General features: G+C 42.6%; 19 protein-coding genes. 15 read left to right on the top strand and 4 right to left on the bottom strand.

Features of this window, described 5'->3' with window-relative positions; genetic code table 11:
- Window positions 1–5: 5 nt before the first annotated feature.
- Entirely contained in the window at window positions 6–1,091 is a 1,086-nt protein-coding gene (locus N8M93_RS01460) for an NAD(P)/FAD-dependent oxidoreductase (protein WP_261129265.1), read from the top strand.
- 387 nt (window positions 1,092–1,478) lie between these two features.
- On the opposite strand, the gene N8M93_RS01455 is transcribed toward N8M93_RS01460, so the two are convergent.
- Window positions 1,479–4,616 carry an efflux RND transporter permease subunit gene (locus tag N8M93_RS01455; protein ID WP_261129264.1) on the bottom strand — a complete coding sequence of 1,046 codons (3,138 nt, stop codon included), beginning with the start codon at window positions 4,614–4,616 and terminating at the stop codon, window positions 1,479–1,481.
- A 149-nt stretch (window positions 4,617–4,765) separates the two neighbouring features.
- Here N8M93_RS01455 and N8M93_RS01450 point away from each other — a divergent pair, with 149 nt between their 5' ends.
- Complete coding sequence (locus N8M93_RS01450; protein WP_261129262.1) at window positions 4,766–5,308, top strand: PadR family transcriptional regulator; 543 nt, start codon at window positions 4,766–4,768, stop codon at window positions 5,306–5,308.
- 130 nt (window positions 5,309–5,438) lie between these two features.
- On the opposite strand, the gene N8M93_RS01445 is transcribed toward N8M93_RS01450, so the two are convergent.
- A complete protein-coding gene (locus N8M93_RS01445) occupies window positions 5,439–6,347 on the bottom strand; it encodes a hydroxymethylglutaryl-CoA lyase (RefSeq protein WP_261129260.1) in 909 nt (302 codons plus the stop codon).
- Between the two features lie 210 nt (window positions 6,348–6,557).
- Between N8M93_RS01445 and N8M93_RS01440 the strand changes: the two genes are divergently transcribed.
- From N8M93_RS01440 to N8M93_RS01420, 5 genes are all read left to right on the top strand, one after another.
- Entirely contained in the window at window positions 6,558–7,736 is a 1,179-nt protein-coding gene (locus N8M93_RS01440; protein ID WP_261129258.1) for an acetyl-CoA C-acetyltransferase, read from the top strand.
- An 18-nt stretch (window positions 7,737–7,754) separates the two neighbouring features.
- The gene (locus tag N8M93_RS01435; RefSeq protein ID WP_261129257.1) at window positions 7,755–8,444 is read left to right on the top strand and encodes a CoA transferase subunit A; all 690 of its coding nucleotides are present in this window, start codon (window positions 7,755–7,757) and stop codon (window positions 8,442–8,444) included.
- A 20-nt stretch (window positions 8,445–8,464) separates the two neighbouring features.
- The gene (locus N8M93_RS01430) at window positions 8,465–9,136 is read left to right on the top strand and encodes a 3-oxoacid CoA-transferase subunit B (protein WP_261129256.1); all 672 of its coding nucleotides are present in this window, start codon (window positions 8,465–8,467) and stop codon (window positions 9,134–9,136) included.
- Window positions 9,137–9,491: 355 nt separating this feature from the next.
- The gene (locus N8M93_RS01425) at window positions 9,492–10,808 is read left to right on the top strand and encodes a short-chain fatty acid transporter (protein ID WP_261129255.1); all 1,317 of its coding nucleotides are present in this window, start codon (window positions 9,492–9,494) and stop codon (window positions 10,806–10,808) included.
- 339 nt (window positions 10,809–11,147) lie between these two features.
- Entirely contained in the window at window positions 11,148–12,335 is a 1,188-nt protein-coding gene (locus tag N8M93_RS01420) for a thiolase family protein (protein WP_261129254.1), read from the top strand.
- A 267-nt stretch (window positions 12,336–12,602) separates the two neighbouring features.
- Here the strand turns inward: N8M93_RS01420 and N8M93_RS01415 are convergent, their stop codons facing one another.
- On the bottom strand, window positions 12,603–13,511 hold the full coding sequence (locus N8M93_RS01415; RefSeq protein ID WP_261129253.1) for an aldo/keto reductase: 909 nt from the start codon (window positions 13,509–13,511) through the stop codon (window positions 12,603–12,605).
- Window positions 13,512–13,765: 254 nt separating this feature from the next.
- A complete protein-coding gene (gene mciZ / locus N8M93_RS01410; protein WP_261129252.1) occupies window positions 13,766–13,930 on the bottom strand; it encodes a Z-ring formation inhibitor MciZ in 165 nt (54 codons plus the stop codon).
- A gap of 99 nt (window positions 13,931–14,029) precedes the next feature.
- On the opposite strand from mciZ, the gene N8M93_RS01405 reads away from it, so the two are divergent.
- From N8M93_RS01405 to N8M93_RS01370, 8 genes are all read left to right on the top strand, one after another.
- Window positions 14,030–14,572: an NUDIX domain-containing protein gene (locus N8M93_RS01405; protein ID WP_261129251.1), complete on the top strand. Its 543-nt coding sequence runs from the start codon at window positions 14,030–14,032 to the stop codon at window positions 14,570–14,572.
- A gap of 1 nt (window position 14,573) precedes the next feature.
- The gene (locus N8M93_RS01400; protein WP_261129250.1) at window positions 14,574–15,743 is read left to right on the top strand and encodes an endonuclease Q family protein; all 1,170 of its coding nucleotides are present in this window, start codon (window positions 14,574–14,576) and stop codon (window positions 15,741–15,743) included.
- A gap of 87 nt (window positions 15,744–15,830) precedes the next feature.
- A complete protein-coding gene (gene spoIIM / locus N8M93_RS01395) occupies window positions 15,831–16,481 on the top strand; it encodes a stage II sporulation protein M (RefSeq protein WP_261129249.1) in 651 nt (216 codons plus the stop codon).
- Between the two features lie 113 nt (window positions 16,482–16,594).
- On the top strand, window positions 16,595–17,071 hold the full coding sequence (locus N8M93_RS01390) for a Fur family transcriptional regulator (protein ID WP_261129248.1): 477 nt from the start codon (window positions 16,595–16,597) through the stop codon (window positions 17,069–17,071).
- Between the two features lie 350 nt (window positions 17,072–17,421).
- On the top strand, window positions 17,422–17,655 hold the full coding sequence (locus N8M93_RS01385) for a YqzK family protein (RefSeq protein WP_261129247.1): 234 nt from the start codon (window positions 17,422–17,424) through the stop codon (window positions 17,653–17,655).
- 13 nt (window positions 17,656–17,668) lie between these two features.
- Window positions 17,669–18,559: a site-specific tyrosine recombinase XerD gene (gene xerD / locus N8M93_RS01380; protein WP_261129246.1), complete on the top strand. Its 891-nt coding sequence runs from the start codon at window positions 17,669–17,671 to the stop codon at window positions 18,557–18,559.
- Window positions 18,560–18,732: 173 nt separating this feature from the next.
- A complete protein-coding gene (deoB, locus tag N8M93_RS01375; protein ID WP_261129245.1) occupies window positions 18,733–19,914 on the top strand; it encodes a phosphopentomutase in 1,182 nt (393 codons plus the stop codon).
- Window positions 19,915–19,926: 12 nt separating this feature from the next.
- Complete coding sequence (locus tag N8M93_RS01370; protein ID WP_261129244.1) at window positions 19,927–20,745, top strand: purine-nucleoside phosphorylase; 819 nt, start codon at window positions 19,927–19,929, stop codon at window positions 20,743–20,745.
- Window positions 20,746–20,750: the final 5 nt, after the last annotated feature.

Here is a 20,750-nt window from a genome sequence, read left to right as displayed (position 1 = left end):
CAATTATGTCTAAAAAACTGTTGTTAATCGGAGGTGGCCGTGCCCACCTTTCTTTGTTGAAAAAATTGAAAAATGAAACTTCAATGGATTGTGAAATCACGTTACTCAGCCCTTCTTCAATAACCTTTCATGCGGATATGCTTCCTGGGTTTGTTGAGGAAATCTATCGGCTGGAAGATCTTGAAATCAATTTAGCTGATTTGACTGAAAAAGCCGGAATTCGGTTTGTTCAAGGAACGGCGTTGTCTATTGATGTGAAGCAGAGAATGGTGCTCACGGAAAATGGGGATATCTTATCTTTCGATGTTTTATCTTTAGACACGGATAGGAGACGTAAGGGGGCAGAAATCCTGCCAGGTCGAGAAAATATTTTTGACCTTACTGAAAGAGACCATATTGAACGTCTCAAGGAGTATGATCATAAAAAAGGGCCACTCGTCATCGTTGGAGACGGAGCAGAAGCCATTGAAATGAGTTTTTCAATGAAAGCTTTGAAACAGACATATCATGATCATGCAAAAGTAATTTTGATGCAGCCACCGGCGATGTATAGAGAGCCTCGAGATTTCACTTTAAAGAGCTTGGAAGATGAACTCGGGAATCAGGGAATAGAAGTGTATAGGATTGAAAACATGGTCGAGATTCACGATAACTTGATCAAGACTGGAAATGAGTCGGTTCCATTTGATACTTTACTCTGGATGACGGTGTTTAAGCCACCTGGAGTATATAAGAGTTCAGAGCTGCCAACCGATGAAGTAGGACGTTTGTTGGTGGAAGATACAATGCAAGTCAAAAAATATCCCTTCATCTTTGGAGCTGGAAATGGAGTGACGATCCGAAACCATCCGGATCTTCCTGTTAATGGGTCCATAGTAGACAAGCAAGGAGAGGTGCTGTTTGAAAACCTCAAAGGGTATCTTGAAACGGGAGAGGGGTACCATTTCCATCCACCTAAACGATGGTTATCGGTCATTTCGGTCGGCCATAAACAGGCTTATCTAAAATATGCGGCCTTTTCTACAAAAGGAAAACTTGCATGGAAATTAAAAGATAAATTAGATCGTGGTTACGTCTCTTCATTCCGATAGCAAAGGCTCTTATATTTAAGAATGTTGCGTTTGAGTCATTTTTTAAAAACACCTTGTGCAAGTTGATTGGAGGGTAAGGTGTGAGATTCCTAGAAAATGAAAATCGCATTTTCTTCGTGCGATGTAACACTGCTGAAGCTTTCCTTGTCCTGCGGGCTCACCGCACACGCCCCGCGGAAAGCGAGCACCCTGGAGCGGAAATCAACGCCTTTTAAAGAAAACTTGGCGAGAACAAGCCTTTTGTAGGTCGAGCCTTAGTTGCCCATATACTGAAGAAAGTATTTTATAATTTCTTTAAGTGCAAGAACAAAAAAGTTTGCGAAAGCAGCCTTAAAAAAGGACTGTCCTGACAATCTCAGGTACAGTCCTTTTTCATCTTTAATTCGTTTAATCTGTAACTTCAGCTGTCCGCTGTTCCTTCCTTGCTTGCTTGAAGAAGAATAACTCATAGATGACGGGGACGATGATGAGCGTCAGGAAGGTTGATGTGGTCAATCCTCCGATGACGACGATCGCCAAACCTTTGGAAATCAACGTACCGCTTGATGTGGTAAAGGCTAGTGGAAGCAGAGCAGCAATCGTTGCAAAAGCGGTCATCAAAATCGGGCGTAGACGGGTTTTTCCTGCCTCTAATAACGCTTCTCGTATTGTCATACTCTTTTCAAAGCGATTCTGGCCGATTCGGTCGACCAATACAATCGCATTGGTTGTTACGATTCCTATCAGCATCAGGACACCGATCATCGCACTGATTGACAATGGTTCATTCATCAGCCATAGCCCCCCGATGGAACCGATCGGAACAAATAACAAGGAAGATAAGATGATGAACGGGATACGTGCTTTGCCAAATGTAATCAGCATCGTCAGATAGACAAGTCCGATTGCAACCAGCATCGCCAATCCAAGCTGCTGGAAGGTTTCTTGTGTTTCGTCGCTTCCGCTACCACCTTCGAGTGAGACCCCTTCAGGCAGTTCAACATCAGCTTTTACGCCATTTATGACATCACTGGATACCTTCTGGATGTTTTGTCCTTGGATCTTTGCTGATACACGCGCAAAGACTTTACCATCAAGCTTTTGAATTGATGAAACATCCTCAATCCGTTTCACGTCAGCGATATCGGATAATTCAACAATACCCTTTCCTGTAGGAACCTGTAATTCCTCTAGCTCTTCAAGTGAACTCAGCTTTTCGTCATATTGCAACGTCACAGACTGATCCTTTTCATTGATCGGCATTGTTCCTACATCGACCGGCTTCGTCTGATCACTGATCATCCCAAGGATCATGAAACCAGAAACGCCATACTCGGAGGCGGTTTCAGGATCAATATCGACTGTCCATTGCGGCTGAGTTTCTGAAAAATTATTGCTGATATATTCAAGTTTATCTTGTTCTTTCATATAAGCTTCAACGTCTGCAGCAGCTTCCTGGAGTTTTTCCAGGTCATTGCTATACAGGTCGATATTCACTTCATTGTTCGTAGGAGGCCCGCCAGCTTCCAGTTCTTGTACACTGACAGCAGCATTTTCACTTTCTTCTTTCAACATTTCTTTTAAGTCAGATTCTAATGTGGAAATGACTTCAGAAACATTGGCAGATTCCTTTAGATTGATAAAGTAATTGGCAACGTTCTCGCGTTTAAGTCCACTTTGGAAATCACGGCTGCCGACTGCTGCAGTCACATCCTTTATGCCATCCACGTCACTTAAGTATTCCTCGACTTTCAAGGAGACATCATTGGTACTTTCTAACGTGGTCGATGCTGGCATTTCAACAGATGCAGACAACGTTTTCTGTTCTTCATTTGGTAAAAACACGAAACCTAACTTGGATGTCAGGAAGAAAGAGCCTCCTAACAATGCTAACGATACAAGGATGACTGGTAATTTATGATTCAATGAACCTTTAATCATCTTTACATAAAATCGTTGCAGCCATGTCGTTTTCTCTTCGTGTTTGACCTTCTTGAAGGATATCTTTGCGAGAATAGGCACGAGCGTCACAGCAACTACTAATGAAGCGAGTAATGCAAATACAATCGTCAAAGCGAAAGGTAAGAAGAACTCTCCGGTTATCCCGCCGACAAAACCTAAAGGTAAGAAGACGACAACAGTCGTCAAGGTCGAGGAGACAATTGCTTTCAAGATCTCTTTTGTCGATTGTAAAATCAATTCATCTCTGTCTTCAGTTCCATCACTTTTACGTGTTCTCCGGAATATATTTTCGATGACGACGATGCTGTCATCGACGACGCGCCCTACCGCAACCGCCATACCGCCAAGTGTCATGACGTTCAATGTGATGCCGAGACGCGACATGAAGATGGCACTGATCAGGAGCGACAGTGGGATAGAGATGATCGCGATGATTGTAGCTCTGATATTACGTAGAAACAGCAATACGGCTAAGGATGCGAACAGAGCTCCGTAAAGACCTTCTTTCACAAGTTTTTCAACAGATTGCTTGATCCCGGAAGCTTGATCAAATCCGATTGCGTAATCGACTCTGTCATCATATTTTTCTAGTGTCGAGATGACTCGTTCGGATACTTCGACCGTATTTGCACCTTGTTTTTTCGTAATAGCAGCAGACAGGGCCCTTTGTAAATTGTAACGCGTGATCTCATCACTTTCACTTGCTTCTTCGATTTTGGCGATGTCCCCTAAAGTAACGGTTTGTGGACCATAAACCCCAGGTTGTGGTTGCTCGTTATTTTCAGTAGGAGGACCTTCGGGATTTCCACGCGGAGGACCTTGCTCGCCACCCTGCCCGGGAGCTGTAGTCCCTGCGTTCAATTGAAGGGACTCTAGTTGTTTGATCGTTTCGACCTTCTCTTTGACACGGACAGGAATCGATAATGTATCATTTTCTACAGTTCCGGCAGGGAAAGACATGTAATGCTGATTGATCGATTCTTTGATTTGATTTAGTGTATACCCGTTCTGTCGAGCTTTCTCTTTATCAACAGTAATTGTCAATGATTCATCTTCCAACCCGCCGACAGAGATGTTATTGACCCCGGGAATTTTCTTTACCTCTGGAATCAGATCGTCTTCAACGAATGACTTGAAGTTCTCTGTATCATCTTTTGGGAACAATGAAATATTATAGATTGGAATCGTCCCGAACGAAAACCGGTTGATTTCGGTTTTTGCATTTTCTGGAAGGTCTGCGTCCTCTATGAGATTTTCAATCTCTTGTTCTACGTCTTCAAGGTTTGTTGAGAATGGAAATTCCAAATTGATGACGGAGAGGCTTTCGAATGATTGGCTTTGCATTTTTTTTACATCATTTAGCGCTTTCAATCTTTCCTCTACTTTTTCTGTTACCTTTTCATTGACATCCTGGGTAGATGCACCAGGATAGACAATTTGAACCGACATTTGCGGGAATTCGATATCTGGAAGGAGATCGACTTTCAGATTACTGAAAGAGTATAAACCTCCTAACACAAGCAATAAGCTTATGATTATGACAGCGATAGGGTTCTTCAAACTAAAGCGTGTCAACCAACTCAAATTTATGTGCCCCCTTTCATATGTGTAAATTCACATATATGTTAGTTACAAGTATAATGGAAAACGGTAGAAGAGCAACTATTATACATCTGATAATTTGTATATTTTGTGATAAGATTGATTCAGTTTCAGTTGAAGGATTGATGAAGATGGCATTAAGATATGCTTTATTGGGTTTATTGACGAAGAAACCGGCTACGGGTTATGAGTTGACACAACAGTTCAAGGAAACCATGATCCATTTCTGGTCGGCACATCATACACAGATCTACCGGGAGTTGATCAAGCTTGAGGAAGAGGGATTGGTCAGATCTGTCCATTACCCGCAAGAAGACGCACCGGATAAAAAAGTCTATTCGATTGAAGAGTCCGGACAAGAAGCACTTTTGAAATGGTTGCTGGACTATCAAGTCGAACCGCCGAAATTAAAGGATCAGCAGCTGTTGCGGGTTTCAATGTTCCATTTGATTGACCCAGAAGACGCCATCCAGTTCCTAGAGCAAAGTAAAAAACATCATCAATTCGGACTACAACAAATGAAAATCTGGCAAGAGAACCAGTACAAAACGGATGAAAATAAAAAAGCAGCATTAGGTGAATACTTTACCTCCGAATTCGGGAAGAAATATATGGAAAGTTGGATTGAATGGTGTGATTGGGCAATCGGGATCTTGAAAGAGATGAAGAAGTAGTGCACGATTATTCCTCCAAAATCATCGTTAAAATAAAAAGTGGCCACAACGGTTGTGTTGGGACCACTTTCTTACAATAATTTTTGCATGTTATTATACGATTTTGGAACCTATTATATGAATATTTCTCTTATGCTTTAGAAGGTGTTTGTACGATGAGGTTATAATACTTGCTTTCGATCTTTCTTGAAACGTGCGGTGTGATTCCTTGTACAGCCTTCAACAATTGATCGAGATCTATTCCGGTTTCGATGCCCATCTGATGCAGCATGTAAACGACGTCTTCTGTTGCAACATTTCCGGTTGCTCCAGGAGCAAATGGACACCCCCCTAATCCACCAGCAGAAGTATCGAATCTCGTAATTCCAGCTTGAAGGCACGCATAAATATTTGCTATAGCCATTCCGCGCGTGTCGTGGAAGTGAGCTGTCAACAACAGTCGATCTCCTAATTTTGCGTTCAATTCACTGAATAATTGATAGCTTTCGAGAGGATTCGCCATCCCGATTGTATCCGCAACGCTTAGTTCATCTACGCCATAATCGGCAAATTGTGTACATAACGCGACCACATCCCCCGGTTCGACTTTCCCATCATAAGGACAATAAAAGGAAGTGGAAATGCAAGCTCGGATGAAGTAGCCTTTCTGCTTCAGTTCGGTGAGGATCGGTTTCAATTCAGCCATGCTTTCATCCGTTGTCTTGTTGATGTTCTTTTTATTGAATGTTGAACTTACACCCACGAAGACAGCGGCATCCTTTCCATCCGTCTCATAAAGTCGTTCAATACCTTTACGATTCGGTGTGAGTACGAAGTTACGCCGATCATCCAGACAAGCTTCAATCACTTCTTTCGCATCACTCATCTGGGGAACCCATTTAGGAGAGACGAATGATGTCAATTCCATATCTTTGATTCCAGCGTTTTTTAATTCCTTTATAAATTTGATTTTCGCATCGGTAGGCACCTGGTTTTTTTCGTTTTGTAATCCATCCCTTGGTCCTACTTCGATGATTGTCACTTTTTCAGGTAAGTTCATAATGACCTCCAGTTTTTCTTTACAAATTTACCACTGTATGTAAGCGCTTTAATATACTTTATCTTTCATTGTAACGTGAAGAAATTTTAAAGGGCAAGTATTTTCATTCTTTCAAAGAAATATCGTCTGAGAAGAAGGAGAATTCAGAAATGACTGAGAAATAGACAAGGTGAGACAGATAACAACAAATTTCAAGGAGGCAACAAAGAGATGGAGAGAGAAGCTGTCATAGTAAGTGCGGTTCGGACCCCGATTGGTAGTTTTGGGGGTAGTTTAAAATCAATATCAGCTACAGAACTGGGTGGTATCGCAATTAAGGAAGCTTTGAAACGGGCAGGTATATCAGAAGTCGATGAAGTGATCATGGGGAATGTCCTCCAAGCTGGACTCGGCCAGAACCCTGCAAGGCAAGCTGCAATGAAAGCAGGACTTGCTGATACCACTTCTTCAATGACGATCAACAAGGTCTGTGGTTCCGGTTTGAAAACGGTCCATCTTGCTGCACAGTCGATCCTGTTAGGAGATGCAGATGTGGTTGTCGCAGGTGGAATGGAAAATATGAGCCAGGCACCTTACCTATTAAAAGGAGCACGTGATGGCTATAAAATGGGGGATCAGAAAGTTGTCGACTCGATGATCCAGGATGGACTATGGTGTGCGTTCAATGACTATCATATGGGGATCACTGCTGAGAACTTATGTGAAACGCATGGATTGAAGCGTGAAGAATTAGATGAATTTGCAGCTTGGAGTCAGGAGAAGGCTGCGAGTGCGATAGAGAATGGTCGTTTTGCAGATGAAATCGTCCCTGTTGAAATTCCACAACGTAAAGGGGAGCCAGTCATCTTTAATACTGATGAACACCCAAAGAATTCGACAGCAGAAAAGTTATCGAAGCTGCGTCCTGCATTCAAAAAAGATGGCATGGTTACTGCGGGTAATGCTTCAGGAATCAATGATGGTGCAGCTGCAGTCATCGTCATGAGCCGTCAAAAGGCAAATGAGCTTGGATTGAAGCCACTCGCTGTCATCCGTTCGAATTCTTCAGCTGGTGTCGACCCTAGCATCATGGGAATCGGACCAGTACCAGCAACGAGAAAGGCATTGGAAAAAGCGAATCTCACCATCGATGCAATGAATTTGATCGAAGCGAATGAAGCATTTGCTGCCCAATCTTTAGCGGTCGGAAAAGATCTCAACTTCAACAAAGAGATTCTTAATGTGAATGGTGGTGCAATTGCACTTGGCCATCCGATCGGAGCAAGCGGTACTCGTATTCTTGTAACGTTGATCCATGAATTGAAACGCAGAAATGAACAATATGGCCTTGCCACATTATGTATCGGCGGCGGGCAAGGTGTGGCGACAATCATAGAAAATGAAGCATAAAAAAGGAGATGAAAGAACATGAAACCAATTGAAACATCCTTCTTAGAAGCAGTAAAAGATATTAAAGATGGAGCTACAATCATGGTCGGTGGCTTTGGTCTTGTAGGCATTCCGGAAAACTTGATTCTTGCATTAGTCGATAGCGGTGTCAAAGATCTAACAGTGATTTCAAATAACTGTGGTGTAGACGATTGGGGACTTGGTCTCCTTCTGAAAAACAAACAGATCAAGAAAATGGTCGGTTCTTATGTTGGTGAAAACAAAGAGTTTGAACGCCAAGTTTTGTCTGGGGAAATTGAGGTAGAACTGATTCCTCAAGGGACACTTGCTGAGAGAATCCGTGCGGGAGGTGCAGGAATTCCTGCATTCTATACACCGGCTGGAGTAGGTACGCCGTTAGCTGAAGGAAGAGAGGTCAGGAATATTGACGGGAAGGATTACCTGCTGGAGTATGGGATGACTGCCGATGTCAGTCTTGTTCGAGCACAGAAAGCAGATAAAATGGGGAACCTCATTTATAACAAGACAGCCCGTAATTTCAACCCTATGATTGCAGCAGCTGGGAAAATCACGATAGCAGAGGTCGAGGAGTTACACGAAGTAGGTGAATTAGACCCGGATCATATCCATACACCAAGTATCTATGTACAAAAACTGATCGTCGGTGAACAGCAGAAGAAAATCGAACGATTGACCGTTACGAAATAACAGCAGAGGAGGAAGGTATAATGACAAAAGTAGATAAAGCACTCGTACGCGAACGCATTGCTAGAAGAGCAGAAAAGGAAATTGAAGATGGATTCTATGTAAACCTGGGAATCGGTATGCCGACACTAGTTGCGAACTATATTTCAGATAACAAACAAGTCGTCCTTCAATCAGAAAACGGTTTGCTCGGAATCGGGCGTTATCCGACAGAAGATGAAGTCGACCCTGACTTGATCAATGCTGGAAAAGAAACCGTTACTGCTACGAAAGGAGCATCTTATTTTGACAGCTCGGAATCATTTGGAATGATCCGTGGTGGACATATCGATATTGCGATTTTAGGTGGTATGGAGGTTTCAGGGAACGGGGATCTTGCAAACTGGATGATTCCTGGAAAGATGATCAAGGGTATGGGCGGTGCGATGGACCTTGTACATGGTGCAAAGCGGATCATCGTCATCATGGATCACGTCAATAAAAAAGGGGATCCGAAAATTCTCAACGAATGTTCCCTGCCATTGACAGGCAGCGGAGTGGTGGACCGCATCATAACCGATCGTGCTGTCATCGATGTAACTCCTGATGGCCTGAAGCTAGTTGAGGTAGCAGAAGGGTTCACTCCTGAAGAGATTCAAGAAGCGACTCAACCGACATTGATCATAGGTGACGACGTAAAGGTAAACACATTTTAAAATGGAGTCTGTTTTAAAACTGAGTTGTTAACTGAAGGCTCTTTTCTTAATTGCTTTTGAGTCATTTTTAAGAATCTCGTTGTGCAAGTTGATTGGAGAGCAAGGTGCGAGGCTCCTCGAAAATGAAAAACGCATTTTCTTCGTGCGATGCACGCCCGCGGAAAGTGAGCATCCTGGAGCGGAAATCAACCACTTTTAAAGAAAACTTGGCGAGACCAAGCCTTTTGTAGGTCGAGCCTTGTTGCCCTTATACTGAAGAAAGTATTTTATACTTTCTTTAAGTGCAAGATCAACAAAGTTTGTGAAAACAGCCTAATGAAAAATACATGACAGGGCCATTAGGGGGAGGTAATTGGTGAAAAGGATAACAACACTTTCAAATCGGATCATGCAGCGATATCTTCCGGATCCTTTCTTATTCGTGGTCATCCTCACGCTGGTCGTATTCGTGATGGGTATGCTCGTCACAAGAAGCACACCTGTAGAGATGGTGACTTTCTGGGGTGAAGGATTCTGGAGTCTGTTGACATTCGCAATGCAGATGGTCCTCATCCTTGTAACAGGATACGTTCTGGCGAGCAGTCCATTATTCAAGAAAGGTTTGAGAAAACTTGCCTCACTGGCTTCAACTCCGGGGAAGGCGATAGTCTTCGTCACCCTTGTATCTCTTGCTGCGAGTTGGATAAACTGGGGCTTCGGACTCGTCATTGGAGCTTTGTTTGCAAAAGAACTTGCTAGACAGGTCGAAAAGGTCGATTACCGGCTATTGATCGCAAGCGCTTACAGCGGTTTCCTTGTTTGGCATGGCGGTTTTTCAGGATCGATTCCTTTGACGATCGCGACGCCTGAACACTTTTCAAGTGACATCATCGGTGTAATTCCGACGTCTGAAACGATTTTTGCACCGTTCAACATCTTCATCGTGCTGGCTTTGTTTGTTACTTTGCCGATCGTCAATAGGTTGATGATGAACCAGAAAGACAACCAGTTTTACATTGACCCCTCGATCTTAGAGGACAAGAATGTCGAGGCAGCTGCGGTCGAAACGAATACGCCTGCAGAAAAGCTTGAAAACAGCTGGATCCTATCGATGGTCATTGGCTTATTGGGTGTTGCATTCCTCGTCTATTATTTTGCGACGAGTGGGTTCAGTCTTAATCTGGATATTGTCAATTTCTTATTCTTGTTCCTGGGGATCTTGCTGCATGGTACTCCGCGACGCTTCATCAACAGTGTATCTGATGCGGTTAAGGGTGCTGGAGGGATCATCATCCAGTTCCCATTCTATGCTGGAATCATGGGGATGATGGTAGCAAGTGGGTTAGCTGCTGAAGTGTCTCAATGGTTCGTAAGCATTTCCAATGAATTGACGTATCCATTCTTTGCATTTTTAAGCGCAGGAATCGTCAATTTCTTCGTTCCATCCGGCGGTGGTCAGTGGGCTGTACAAGCACCAATTATGCTGATGGCAGGGGAAGACCTTGGAATCAGTGCTGCAAAAACAGCAATGGCTGTCGCTTGGGGTGATGCGTGGACGAATATGATCCAACCTTTCTGGGCACTACCTGCACTCGCTATCGCTGGATTGTCTGCAAAAGATATCATGGGCTTTTGTGTGATTGCCATGTTAGTCAGCGGTCTATTTATATCGATCGGATTGGTGTTCATATAGAGTGTTTTTTATAGGCTCTTTTCATAAGATTGTTGCTTTTGACTCATTTGAAAAAAAGATCTTGTGCAAGTTGATTGGAGAGAAAGGTGCGAGACACCTGCGGGATCAGCAGACAGGTGGATGTCGCAAGGAGACGAGTGGGCTCACCGCATGCCCAGTGGAAAGCGAGCTCCTGGAGCGGAAATCAACGACTTTTAAAGAAAACTTGGCGAGACCAAGCCTTTTGTAGGTCGAGCCTTAGTTGCCCTTATACTGAAGAAAGTATTTTATACTTTCTTTAAGTGCAAGAGCAACAAAGTTTGTGAAAATAGCCTTTTTATATGAAGGGGGGATATCAAGATGGAGGAAGTATATATTCTAGAGGGAGCGCGGACAGCATTCACCTCCTTCGGAAAATCATTCGCAAGCATTGGCACTACTGAACTAGGCGTTGCTACTGCCAAGGAAGCAATGGAACGCTCGCATGTATCTCCTGATGAAATCGATCAGGTCATATATGGAAATGTGATTCATAGCAGTACAAATGCACCGTATGTAGCGCGCCATATCGCTACTAAATCGGAAATACCAGTAGAGACGCCTGCTATGCTCGTGAACCGTCTTTGTGGTTCTGGATTGCAATCAGTCATCTCAGGAGTACATGCTATCCTTATGAATGAAGGAGAGACTGCGCTTGTTGGCGGAGTCGATAATATGTCGATGAGTCCATATGTTTCTTTTACAAATCGTTTCGGTCATCCTAAGCTTGGCAATGTCCAATTCGAGGATATGCTCTTATTGACTTTGAGGGATGAGGCGATTGGAAACGGAATGGGTATCACGGCAGAGAACCTTTCTGAACAATACGATATTTCAAGAGAAGAACAGGATGAATATTCTGCGATTAGTCACCAGCGTGCTTCGGAAGCCATTCAATCAGGCCGCTTCCAGCGAGAAATTGTATCAGTTGAGGTGAAAGAGCGGAAAGAGGTAAAAAAAGTGGAGACCGATGAGCATGTCAGATCATCGACGTCTGTAGAAGGACTATCTAAGCTGAAACCGACATTCAAAAAGGACGGTTCGGTGACGGCAGGAAATTCGAGCGGTATTAACGATGGTGCTGCTTCATTGGTAATCGCCAGAGACTCTTTCGTTAAGAAGAAAAATGCGAAGCCCCTCGCGAAAATCCGATCATGGGCTGTTTGCGGTGTTGATCCTTCAGTAATGGGGATCGGTCCAGTGCCTGCAATCAATCTTGCTTTGAAACGGGCAGGGCTATCCAAGGATCAGATCGATTTGTTTGAAATCAATGAAGCTTTTGCTGCACAATACCTTGCTGTAGAAAAAGAACTGAATCTCGATCGCGATAAAACGAATGTAAATGGAGGAGCAATCGCACTGGGTCATCCAGTCGGTGCGAGTGGCTCAAGACTATTGCTATCACTTGCCTATGAGTTGAAGCTTCGAAACAAACGATATGGTGTAGCTAGTCTTTGTATAGGGGGAGGGCAAGGCATAGCGATGGTCATTGAAAACGAGAATAAATGATGAAAAAACCTCGAGTTGATGCTCGAGGTTCTTCTTTTTATTTGGCTCATTTCTAAAAGAGTGTTGCTTTTGAGTCATTTGAAAAAAAGATCTTGGGCAATTTGATTGGTGGAAAGGGTGCGAGACTCCCGCGGGATAAGAGGGACAGGTGAGACCATTCAATGTGCGACGAGTGGGCTCACCACACGCCCGCGGAAAGCGAGCATCAACACCAAAATCCGGCTAAATACAATCAGCTTGACGAAATCCACAGCGGAATTTCACCCACTAGTCACGATGTTTATCATAGAAAGTTTGTTTCGTCCATTCCTGGAAAAGTTCAATTTCATCACGAGTCAGCTCGATCTTAGCCGCTTCAGTATTATCCTCAACTTGTTCGACTGAACTTGCCCCAGGAATTGTTGTCGCCACTGCTGGATGGTGCAGAGGATAGCGAAGCGACAAATGCGAAAGCTTCCTGCCATGTGAGATATCTTTTATCTTTGTCATGATATCCTTGATTTCAGAAGGTCCATAGTCCAAAAATCCTTTATCAGAAGCTTTGTCTGTGAAAATCCGATCGCTAAGGTTTCCTTTCGCGAGAGGTCCTCTAGCAATGACAGATACATTATTAGCCTGGATCTTATTCAATAATTCTTCAGCTCGACGGTCAAGTAAACTATACTGCATCATTATGCTGACGATATTTGAGCGTTCAAGGTATTCTTTAATGACATTAGGCCGAATGGATGAGATTCCATACTCACGGATCAAACCTTCTGTTTTCAAATCCTCAAAAGCCTCGATGATTTCATCGATTGGGTCATCAATCGTTCCGCCATGAAGCTGATACAAATCGATATAATCCGTGTCTAATCTTTGCAAGGAACGTTTGACCGCAGTTTTTATGTATTCCTTACTCGGTGCCCATTCCCAACCTTCATCTAGGTGATCCCAACGGTTACCTACCTTTGTAGCCAATACGCATTGCTCACGCTTTCCTTTCAAGGCTTTACCGACTAATTTTTCGTTTTCACCAAAATCATAGAGGTCTGCCGTGTCAATCAACGTTATGCCTTTATCCATAGCTTTGTGAATGATTTTTGTCGCTTCTTTTTCATCCGTGCCTAATGACATACAACCTAATCCGATTTCGGATACTCGTAATTCTGAAGTTCCTAGTTTGTTCAATTGCATGAAAAGCACCTCCTGGTTAGTACATTACCACGAACGGCAGTCCGAAAACATCTATCCAGATATGACAATTTCAGCTTCAGACTATGATATAGGTGTAAAATTCAAACTTATTGGAGCTGATTACAAATTTATCAGTGCAACTCAGAAAAATATCGGTGCAGATTTATCATTTATCGGTGCGAACTTCATAATTATCGATTTTTTCACTTTTGTGGGACCAAAAAACAACACCCTTCAAAGGTGCTGCCTTCAGTCTATTTTTTATATTCAAGGCTTGGCTTTGCCACGTTTTCTTTTTGTCGACCTTCTATCCAATCCTGTACGGTTTCGTATTCCTGCATATATTTTTTCAGCAAATACCGTACTTGCCAGGCTTTTCCGACTAATGTCACGCTGTTCGTCTCAAGATAAACCTTCATGGTAAGACTCCCTTCTTCTCACATCATTAGGAATAGGATAATCGCTTATGATAGACTTTATGTATCAAAAAATAGAATTAGCACAAGGAGTTTTGTGTCGTGAAAAAGTTAGAAGAAAAAACGATTGATTCAGAAGTCATATATAGTGGTAAAATCATCGATCTTCATCTTGAACAAGTCGAACTTCCGGATGGGAAGACAAGCCAGAGAGAAATCGTGAAACATCCAGGTGCAGTAGCGGTGTTGGCTGTTACACCAGAAAATAAAATCGTCCTGGTACGTCAGTATCGCAAACCGTTGAACCGGGAAATCATCGAGATTCCTGCAGGGAAACTTGAAATAGGCGAAGACCCAGAAGTTTGTGCACGACGCGAGCTGGAAGAGGAGACAGGTTATCGAAGTACAAAACTGACATATCTTCAATCCTTCTATACATCTCCTGGTTTTGCGGATGAGCTTATTCATATCTATTACACAGATCAGTTGGAACAAGGGAAGGTCCAGTTGGATCAGGACGAGTTTGTCGAGCGGATGGAAGTGACATTGGAAGAAGCAATTGAACTTGTAAAAAGTCAGGACATTTATGATGCAAAAACGGCTTTTGCTATCCAATACTTGCAATTGAAGGAACACCAATCTTAAAATGAAACGGATTTTTGCAGATTTCCATATCCATTTAGGAAGCACTTCGGAAGGTAGACCAGTAAAAATATCAGCATCCAAAAACTTGACTCTATCCAATGTATTACAAACAGCCTTCCATCATAAAGGTATACAGCTGGTCGGAGTTATCGATTGTCACGTTCCTGCTGTGATCCGTGAACTGGAAGTGGCTGTTGAAAAGAATGAGATCTATGAACATCGCGATGGAGGTCTCATTAAAGAAGGAGGCTGCCTGATCACAGGCTCAGAAATCGAGATCTATGATGAGAACTGTAATGGCCCGATTCATGTATTAGTCTTCTTACCTTATTTAAAAAGCATGAAACATTTCAGCAACTGGTTAGGTGAACGGATGACAAACCATCATCTATCCTCACAACGCTTCTATGGAAGCGCGACGGAACTCCAAGAAAAAACAAAGGAATTGGGCGGCTTGTTTGTGATCGCGCATGCCTTCACTCCTTTTAAAAGTTTATATGGAAGAGGTGTCGGCAAGAGCATGGAAGAAGTCTTCAAGCCTGATTTGATTGATGCGATCGAACTTGGATTAAGCTGTGATACGTATATGGCTGGACAGTTGGGAGAATTGCAGAAGTATCCGTTTCTATCAAATTCTGATGCCCATTCCCTAGAAAAGATTGGTCGTGAATATCAAGAAATCGACATGGAAGACCTTTCGTTTAAAGAACTATCTTTAGCGCTGAAAGGGAAGGAAGGAAGAAAGATAGCTGGTAATTACGGCCTTCATCCTCAGCTCGGCAAATACTATCGTACTTGCTGTGCGAAATGTGGAGCTTTGATCATAGAAGAGAAGACCCGCAAATGCACTTATTGTGAAAAAGGTCGTATAGTCAAGGGTGTTTCCAATCGGATTCAGGAATTATCGGATGTTGCTTCTACCTCTTCTCCTGCTAATAGACCTCCTTACACCCATCATGTTCCTCTTGAATTCATTCCAGGTCTCGGACCAAGAATGCTAGAGAAGTTGAGAGGACTGTTCGGGACAGATATGGAGGTTATCCATTCTGTGTCTGATGAAGAACTCCGTAAAGTCCTACCAAACAAGGTGGTAGATAAAATCATAGAATCAAGAAAAGGTACCATTCATCTGAAAGAAGGCGGAGGAGGCCATTACGGCAAGCTCCACTAAGGAACTCTATAAAATAAAAATACTCGGTCATACTCTATGATTTCCTCTCATAAATTGAAAGTAAGAGAGCATGAGGGAGGAAAAATGATGGAGCACAGGGTGACCTATAATATGAGACGTTCATTTTCACATCATATACAAGAACATTCATCCTTATATACATTTACGGTGGTTCTACTCATGATGGGGATCGTGTTTGGTGCTGTTATTGTCAATAGTTTGAGTTTGATGCAAAAAGAAGATCTATTCCATTATTTGAACCGTTTTTTCGGACAAGTTTCCGAAGGGGAAGTGGCAAGTGCATCTGCTATGTTCACTCAAAGCTTCCTCCATTATATTAAATATATGGGGTTGATTTGGCTGCTTGGACTTTCGATCATCGGAGTGCCCGTCATCCTTGTATTATTATTCTTAAAAGGGATGGTTGTCGGGTTTACAGTCGGATTTCTTGTCAATCAGATGGGCTGGCAGGGATTCCTGTTGTCTTTCGTTTCGGTATTGCCGCAAAACCTGATCCTCATTCCTGCGTTCGTTTTGGTGACGACTGCTGCAGTAGCAATATCTATGACACTCATCAAAGCCCAATTCTCAAACAAGATGATGACACCGTTGATGCCTTTATTGTTGAGATATACTGTTACGGTGATCATCATCATGGTTCTCGTTGCAAGCGCGTCCTTTATTGAAGCCTTTTTATCGCCTACATTAATCAAAGCGACAATCGGTATTTTCAGTTAATAATATTATTAGGTGATAATCATTATAATATCTTATTTAAAACAATTATAATTTGACACCTCTTTTCCCCATGCTTATAATAAGGATATACATAGAGTGTGGGAGGGGTCGTCTTGGAAAAACGTATCAACCGCATTAAAAAACAGCTCCATTCACAAAGCTATAAACTTACCCCACAGCGTGAAGCGACGGTTCGCGTTTTGCTTGAGCGTGAAGAAGATCATTTGAGTGCAGAGGATGTATATCTGCTCGTTAAAGATAAAGCTCCTGAAATCGGGTTAGCGACTGTTTATCGTACGTTGGAACTGCTTACTGAATTGAAAATCGTCGATAAAATCAACTTTGGTGATGGTGTTTCCAGGTATGACCTTCGAAAAGAAGGTGCGGCACACTTCCATCATCATTTAGTGTGTATCGAATGTGGAGCAGTGGACGAAATCCAGGAGGATCTACTTGGAGAAGTGGAACAAATCGTGGAGAAGGATTGGAATTTCAAAGTGAAAGATCACCGGTTGACCTTTCACGGAATCTGTCATCGATGCCACGATAAAGCAGACGTTGAAAATCAAAAAGAGGTTACGACCAAATAAAAATCAGACTAAAGGACTGACCCACAATGAATTGCGAGAGGGTCAGTTTTCTTTCACACTTAAAGAAAGTGTAAGCGCAATTAAGGCTCAACTGTGCCAATGCTTGGCTTTTTCGAGTTTTTTTAGTTAAGGCTGTTTTCCAAATGTTTGTTGCTAATGTAATGTTGCAAAAGAAGATGCTAAAGCGAGTGTATTTCCAAAAAACATCTGGACGAAACAGCCTTAGTTGATGACAAATACACTATAACATTGGGAGATACCACGTTTCTTCAGCCTGTTTCCAGTTTTGACGTATATTCTCTGGGATCGCAGGCATATCCTGTAGGAAGGACAAACTGGGAGGAGAAACGATGGTTTCGTTAATTCGTTTAATATGGAACGCATGTAAAGTATTTCTCGCATTCGCATGTTGCACGTTATTATTTTACTATGGACTATTATGGTTGAACGAACAATATCAGGACTTTCATCGCTACGATGAACCCGAAGGACGAGCAGTAAAGGTCTTCCAATCTTATGATGAACAGGAAGAAGGGATCTATTGGGTCCAACGATTACAATTATTTTATGAAATTGGGGAATAAGGAGCGTTCGCTCATGATTGATGAGGTTCAGGATTATTTGCATTATTTGACTGTAGAACGTGGGTTATCTGAAAACACTTTACAGTCGTACCAACGGGATTTGAAACAATATACGACCTTCTTAATGAAGGAATTAAAACATAAAGAATTGAATGAAGTACGCAGGAACGATATCATGACATATCTCTATCAATTGAAAGATGCTGGACGCGCTTCAACGACGATCGCACGGACAATCGCTTCCATACGATCCTTCCATCAGTTTCTCATACGTGAACGGGTGACGGACCAAGATCCATCTGTACATATTGAAACACCGAAAACGGAACGTAAATTACCCAAAATTTTATCATCCCAGGAAGTAGAGGATCTGATGGAAGCGCCCGAAGGAAATTCAGCTTTCGGAATAAGGGACCGAGCGATGATCGAATTGCTTTATGCGACCGGAATCCGTGTCTCGGAGCTGATCCAATTGAATCTAACCGATGTCCATTTGACCATGGGGTTTGTAAGGTGTGTCGGAAAAGGTGATAAGGAACGGATCATTCCAGTAGGTAGAATGGCAACAGAAGCACTGAACACATATATTGAAAATGGGCGTGGAAAGCTCTTAAAAAAGAAGACAAACGATGCGTTGTTTTTGAACCATCATGGAAACCGTTTGACGAGGCAAGGTTTTTGGAAGATATTAAAAAAACTGTCAAGAGCAGCGAACATCCAAAAAGAATTGACACCCCATACATTAAGACATTCGTTTGCAACGCACTTGCTTGAAAATGGAGCAGACCTCCGGGCAGTTCAGGAGTTGCTCGGTCATGTGGACATTTCGACGACACAAATTTATACGCATGTTACGAAAACACGCCTGAAAGACATATATTCTACCTATCACCCAAGAGCATGAGAAATTTCGTGAAAACGATTTATAAACATGATACAATCAAAAAGTGCCTTTATAATAGGGTACTTTAAACTTTTCATTAGAGGTCAGACTTCTGACCTTTACATGTGGTTGATTGATAGAACTTACCAATGGAAATGGTATAAAATAGCGTAAAGATTAGGGAGGAGAATAGTATGACGGACTCAAAATTCAAACGCGTGTTTTTGATCGTCATGGATTCGGTCGGAATCGGTGAAGCACCGGATGCAGAAAAATTCAATGATTTAGGAGCAGATACATTAGGACATATTGCAGAAAAGATGAATGGTCTCAATATGCCGAACATGGCAAAGCTTGGACTCAGCAACATCAGAGAGATCCAAGGAATTGAAAAAGCTGAAAAGCCATCTGCTCACTTTGGTAAAATGCAAGAAGCATCCAACGGTAAAGACACAATGACTGGACACTGGGAAATAATGGGACTCCACATCGAGCAGCCATTCAAAACCTTCCCGGACGGTTTCCCTAAAGAGCTGATTGCTGAACTTGAAGAAAAGACCGGCAGAATGGCCATCGGGAACAAACCTGCTTCCGGAACAGAAATTCTGGTTGAGCTAGGGCAGGAACATATGGAAACGGGCGCATTGATCGTTTATACATCAGCAGATTCTGTGCTTCAAATCGCAGCACATGAAGATATCGTTCCAATTGATGAGTTGTACGATATATGTAAAATTGCACGTGAACTCACGTTGGATGAAAAGTATATGGTAGGACGCGTCATTGCACGTCCATTCATAGGTAAACCAGGTGCGTTTGAACGAACTTCAAATCGACATGATTACGCACTTAAACCTTTTGGCCGTACAGTCATGAATGAAATGCAGGATGCTGATTATGATGTCATTGCGATCGGCAAGATTTCTGATATTTATGATGGTGAAGGGGTTACTGATGCGATCAGAACAACATGCAATATGGATGGTATGGATCAAATCGTAAAAACCGCAGATCGTGATTTTACGGGAATGAGCTTCTTGAACCTTGTTGATTTTGATGCAAAGTTCGGGCACCGTCGTGATCCGATAGGTTATGGTAAAGCATTGGAAGAATTCGATGCACGTCTTCCGGAACTGTTTGAAAAACTGAATGAAGATGATTTGGTTCTGATTACGGCTGACCACGGGAATGATCCTATACATCATGGTACGGATCATACAAGAGAATACGTCCCGCTGATTGCTTATCATACTGGTATACAAGAAGGAAAAGAGCTTCCTTTGCGGGATACATTTGCAGATATCGGAGCTACAATTGCAGAAAACTTTAAAATTAAAGCGCCTGAATTCGGTAAAAGTTTTTTAAAGGATCTATAATAGGAGGTCATCATGTCTTTAACGAAATCAATTCAACAATCAGCACAATACATTGAGGAGAAATTGGATGACAAGCCGACCATCGGATTGATTCTAGGGTCTGGTCTTGGCGTACTTGCAGATAAAATCGATAACCCGATTTCTATTCCATATTCTGATATCCCATCTTTTCCTGTCTCGACGGTAGAGGGGCACGCTGGGGAGCTCGTCATCGGTACGATCGAAGGGAAAACAGTTGTCGCGATGAAAGGTCGTTTCCACTATTATGAAGGATATCCAATGGAAAAAGTGACTTTTCCAGTAAGGGTCATGAAAGAAATTGGAGTTGAAACGTTGATCGTTACGAATGCTGCAGGAGGAATCAATGAATCTTTCGAAGCAGGAGACTTGATGATCATCACAGATCATATCAACAATATTGGTGATAATCCGCTGATCGGTCCGAACGATGCTTCACTAGGAGTCCGTTTTCCCGATATGTCCGATGCTTATTCTTTGCGTTTACAAAATACAGCGAAACAAGTGGCAAAGAAATTGGACATCTCTCTACAAGAAGGTGTCTATATCGCTAATTCAGGTCCATCTTATGAAACTCCTGCAGAAGTGAGGATGCTTCGTATCATGGGAGGGGACGCGGTCGGCATGTCTACGGTTCCTGAAGTGATTATAGCTCGCCACGGTGGTATGGAAGTACTCGGGATATCTTGTATTTCCAATATGGCTGCAGGAATCCTTGATCAACCTCTTACCCATGAGGAGGTCATCGAAACCACTGAAAAAGTGAAAGCCAACTTCATGGATCTCGTCCAACAGATCGTCAAAAGCATTTAAGGGGG

It is taken from the genome of Bacillus sp. Marseille-Q3570 (assembly GCF_946151055.1).
GTDB lineage: Bacteria > Bacillota > Bacilli > Bacillales > Fictibacillaceae > Pseudalkalibacillus.
This window is presented reverse-complemented; position numbering and strand designations above follow the sequence as displayed.

What these genes read in the sequence shown, in the direction of transcription:
- N8M93_RS01460 (WP_261129265.1), top strand. Translation starts at nt 6, where the DNA reads ATGTCTAAAAAACTGTTGTTAATCGGAGGTGGCCGTGCCCACCTTTCT.
- N8M93_RS01450 (WP_261129262.1), top strand. Translation starts at nt 4,766, where the DNA reads ATGGCATTAAGATATGCTTTATTGGGTTTATTGACGAAGAAACCGGCT.
- N8M93_RS01445 (WP_261129260.1), bottom strand. Translation starts at nt 6,347, where the DNA reads ATGAACTTACCTGAAAAAGTGACAATCATCGAAGTAGGACCAAGGGAT.
- N8M93_RS01440 (WP_261129258.1), top strand. Translation starts at nt 6,558, where the DNA reads ATGGAGAGAGAAGCTGTCATAGTAAGTGCGGTTCGGACCCCGATTGGT.
- N8M93_RS01435 (WP_261129257.1), top strand. Translation starts at nt 7,755, where the DNA reads ATGAAACCAATTGAAACATCCTTCTTAGAAGCAGTAAAAGATATTAAA.
- N8M93_RS01430 (WP_261129256.1), top strand. Translation starts at nt 8,465, where the DNA reads ATGACAAAAGTAGATAAAGCACTCGTACGCGAACGCATTGCTAGAAGA.
- N8M93_RS01420 (WP_261129254.1), top strand. Translation starts at nt 11,148, where the DNA reads ATGGAGGAAGTATATATTCTAGAGGGAGCGCGGACAGCATTCACCTCC.
- N8M93_RS01415 (WP_261129253.1), bottom strand. Translation starts at nt 13,511, where the DNA reads ATGCAATTGAACAAACTAGGAACTTCAGAATTACGAGTATCCGAAATC.
- mciZ (WP_261129252.1), bottom strand. Translation starts at nt 13,930, where the DNA reads ATGAAGGTTTATCTTGAGACGAACAGCGTGACATTAGTCGGAAAAGCC.
- N8M93_RS01400 (WP_261129250.1), top strand. Translation starts at nt 14,574, where the DNA reads ATGAAACGGATTTTTGCAGATTTCCATATCCATTTAGGAAGCACTTCG.
- spoIIM (WP_261129249.1), top strand. Translation starts at nt 15,831, where the DNA reads ATGGAGCACAGGGTGACCTATAATATGAGACGTTCATTTTCACATCAT.
- N8M93_RS01385 (WP_261129247.1), top strand. Translation starts at nt 17,422, where the DNA reads ATGGTTTCGTTAATTCGTTTAATATGGAACGCATGTAAAGTATTTCTC.
- xerD (WP_261129246.1), top strand. Translation starts at nt 17,669, where the DNA reads ATGATTGATGAGGTTCAGGATTATTTGCATTATTTGACTGTAGAACGT.
- deoB (WP_261129245.1), top strand. Translation starts at nt 18,733, where the DNA reads ATGACGGACTCAAAATTCAAACGCGTGTTTTTGATCGTCATGGATTCG.
- N8M93_RS01370 (WP_261129244.1), top strand. Translation starts at nt 19,927, where the DNA reads ATGTCTTTAACGAAATCAATTCAACAATCAGCACAATACATTGAGGAG.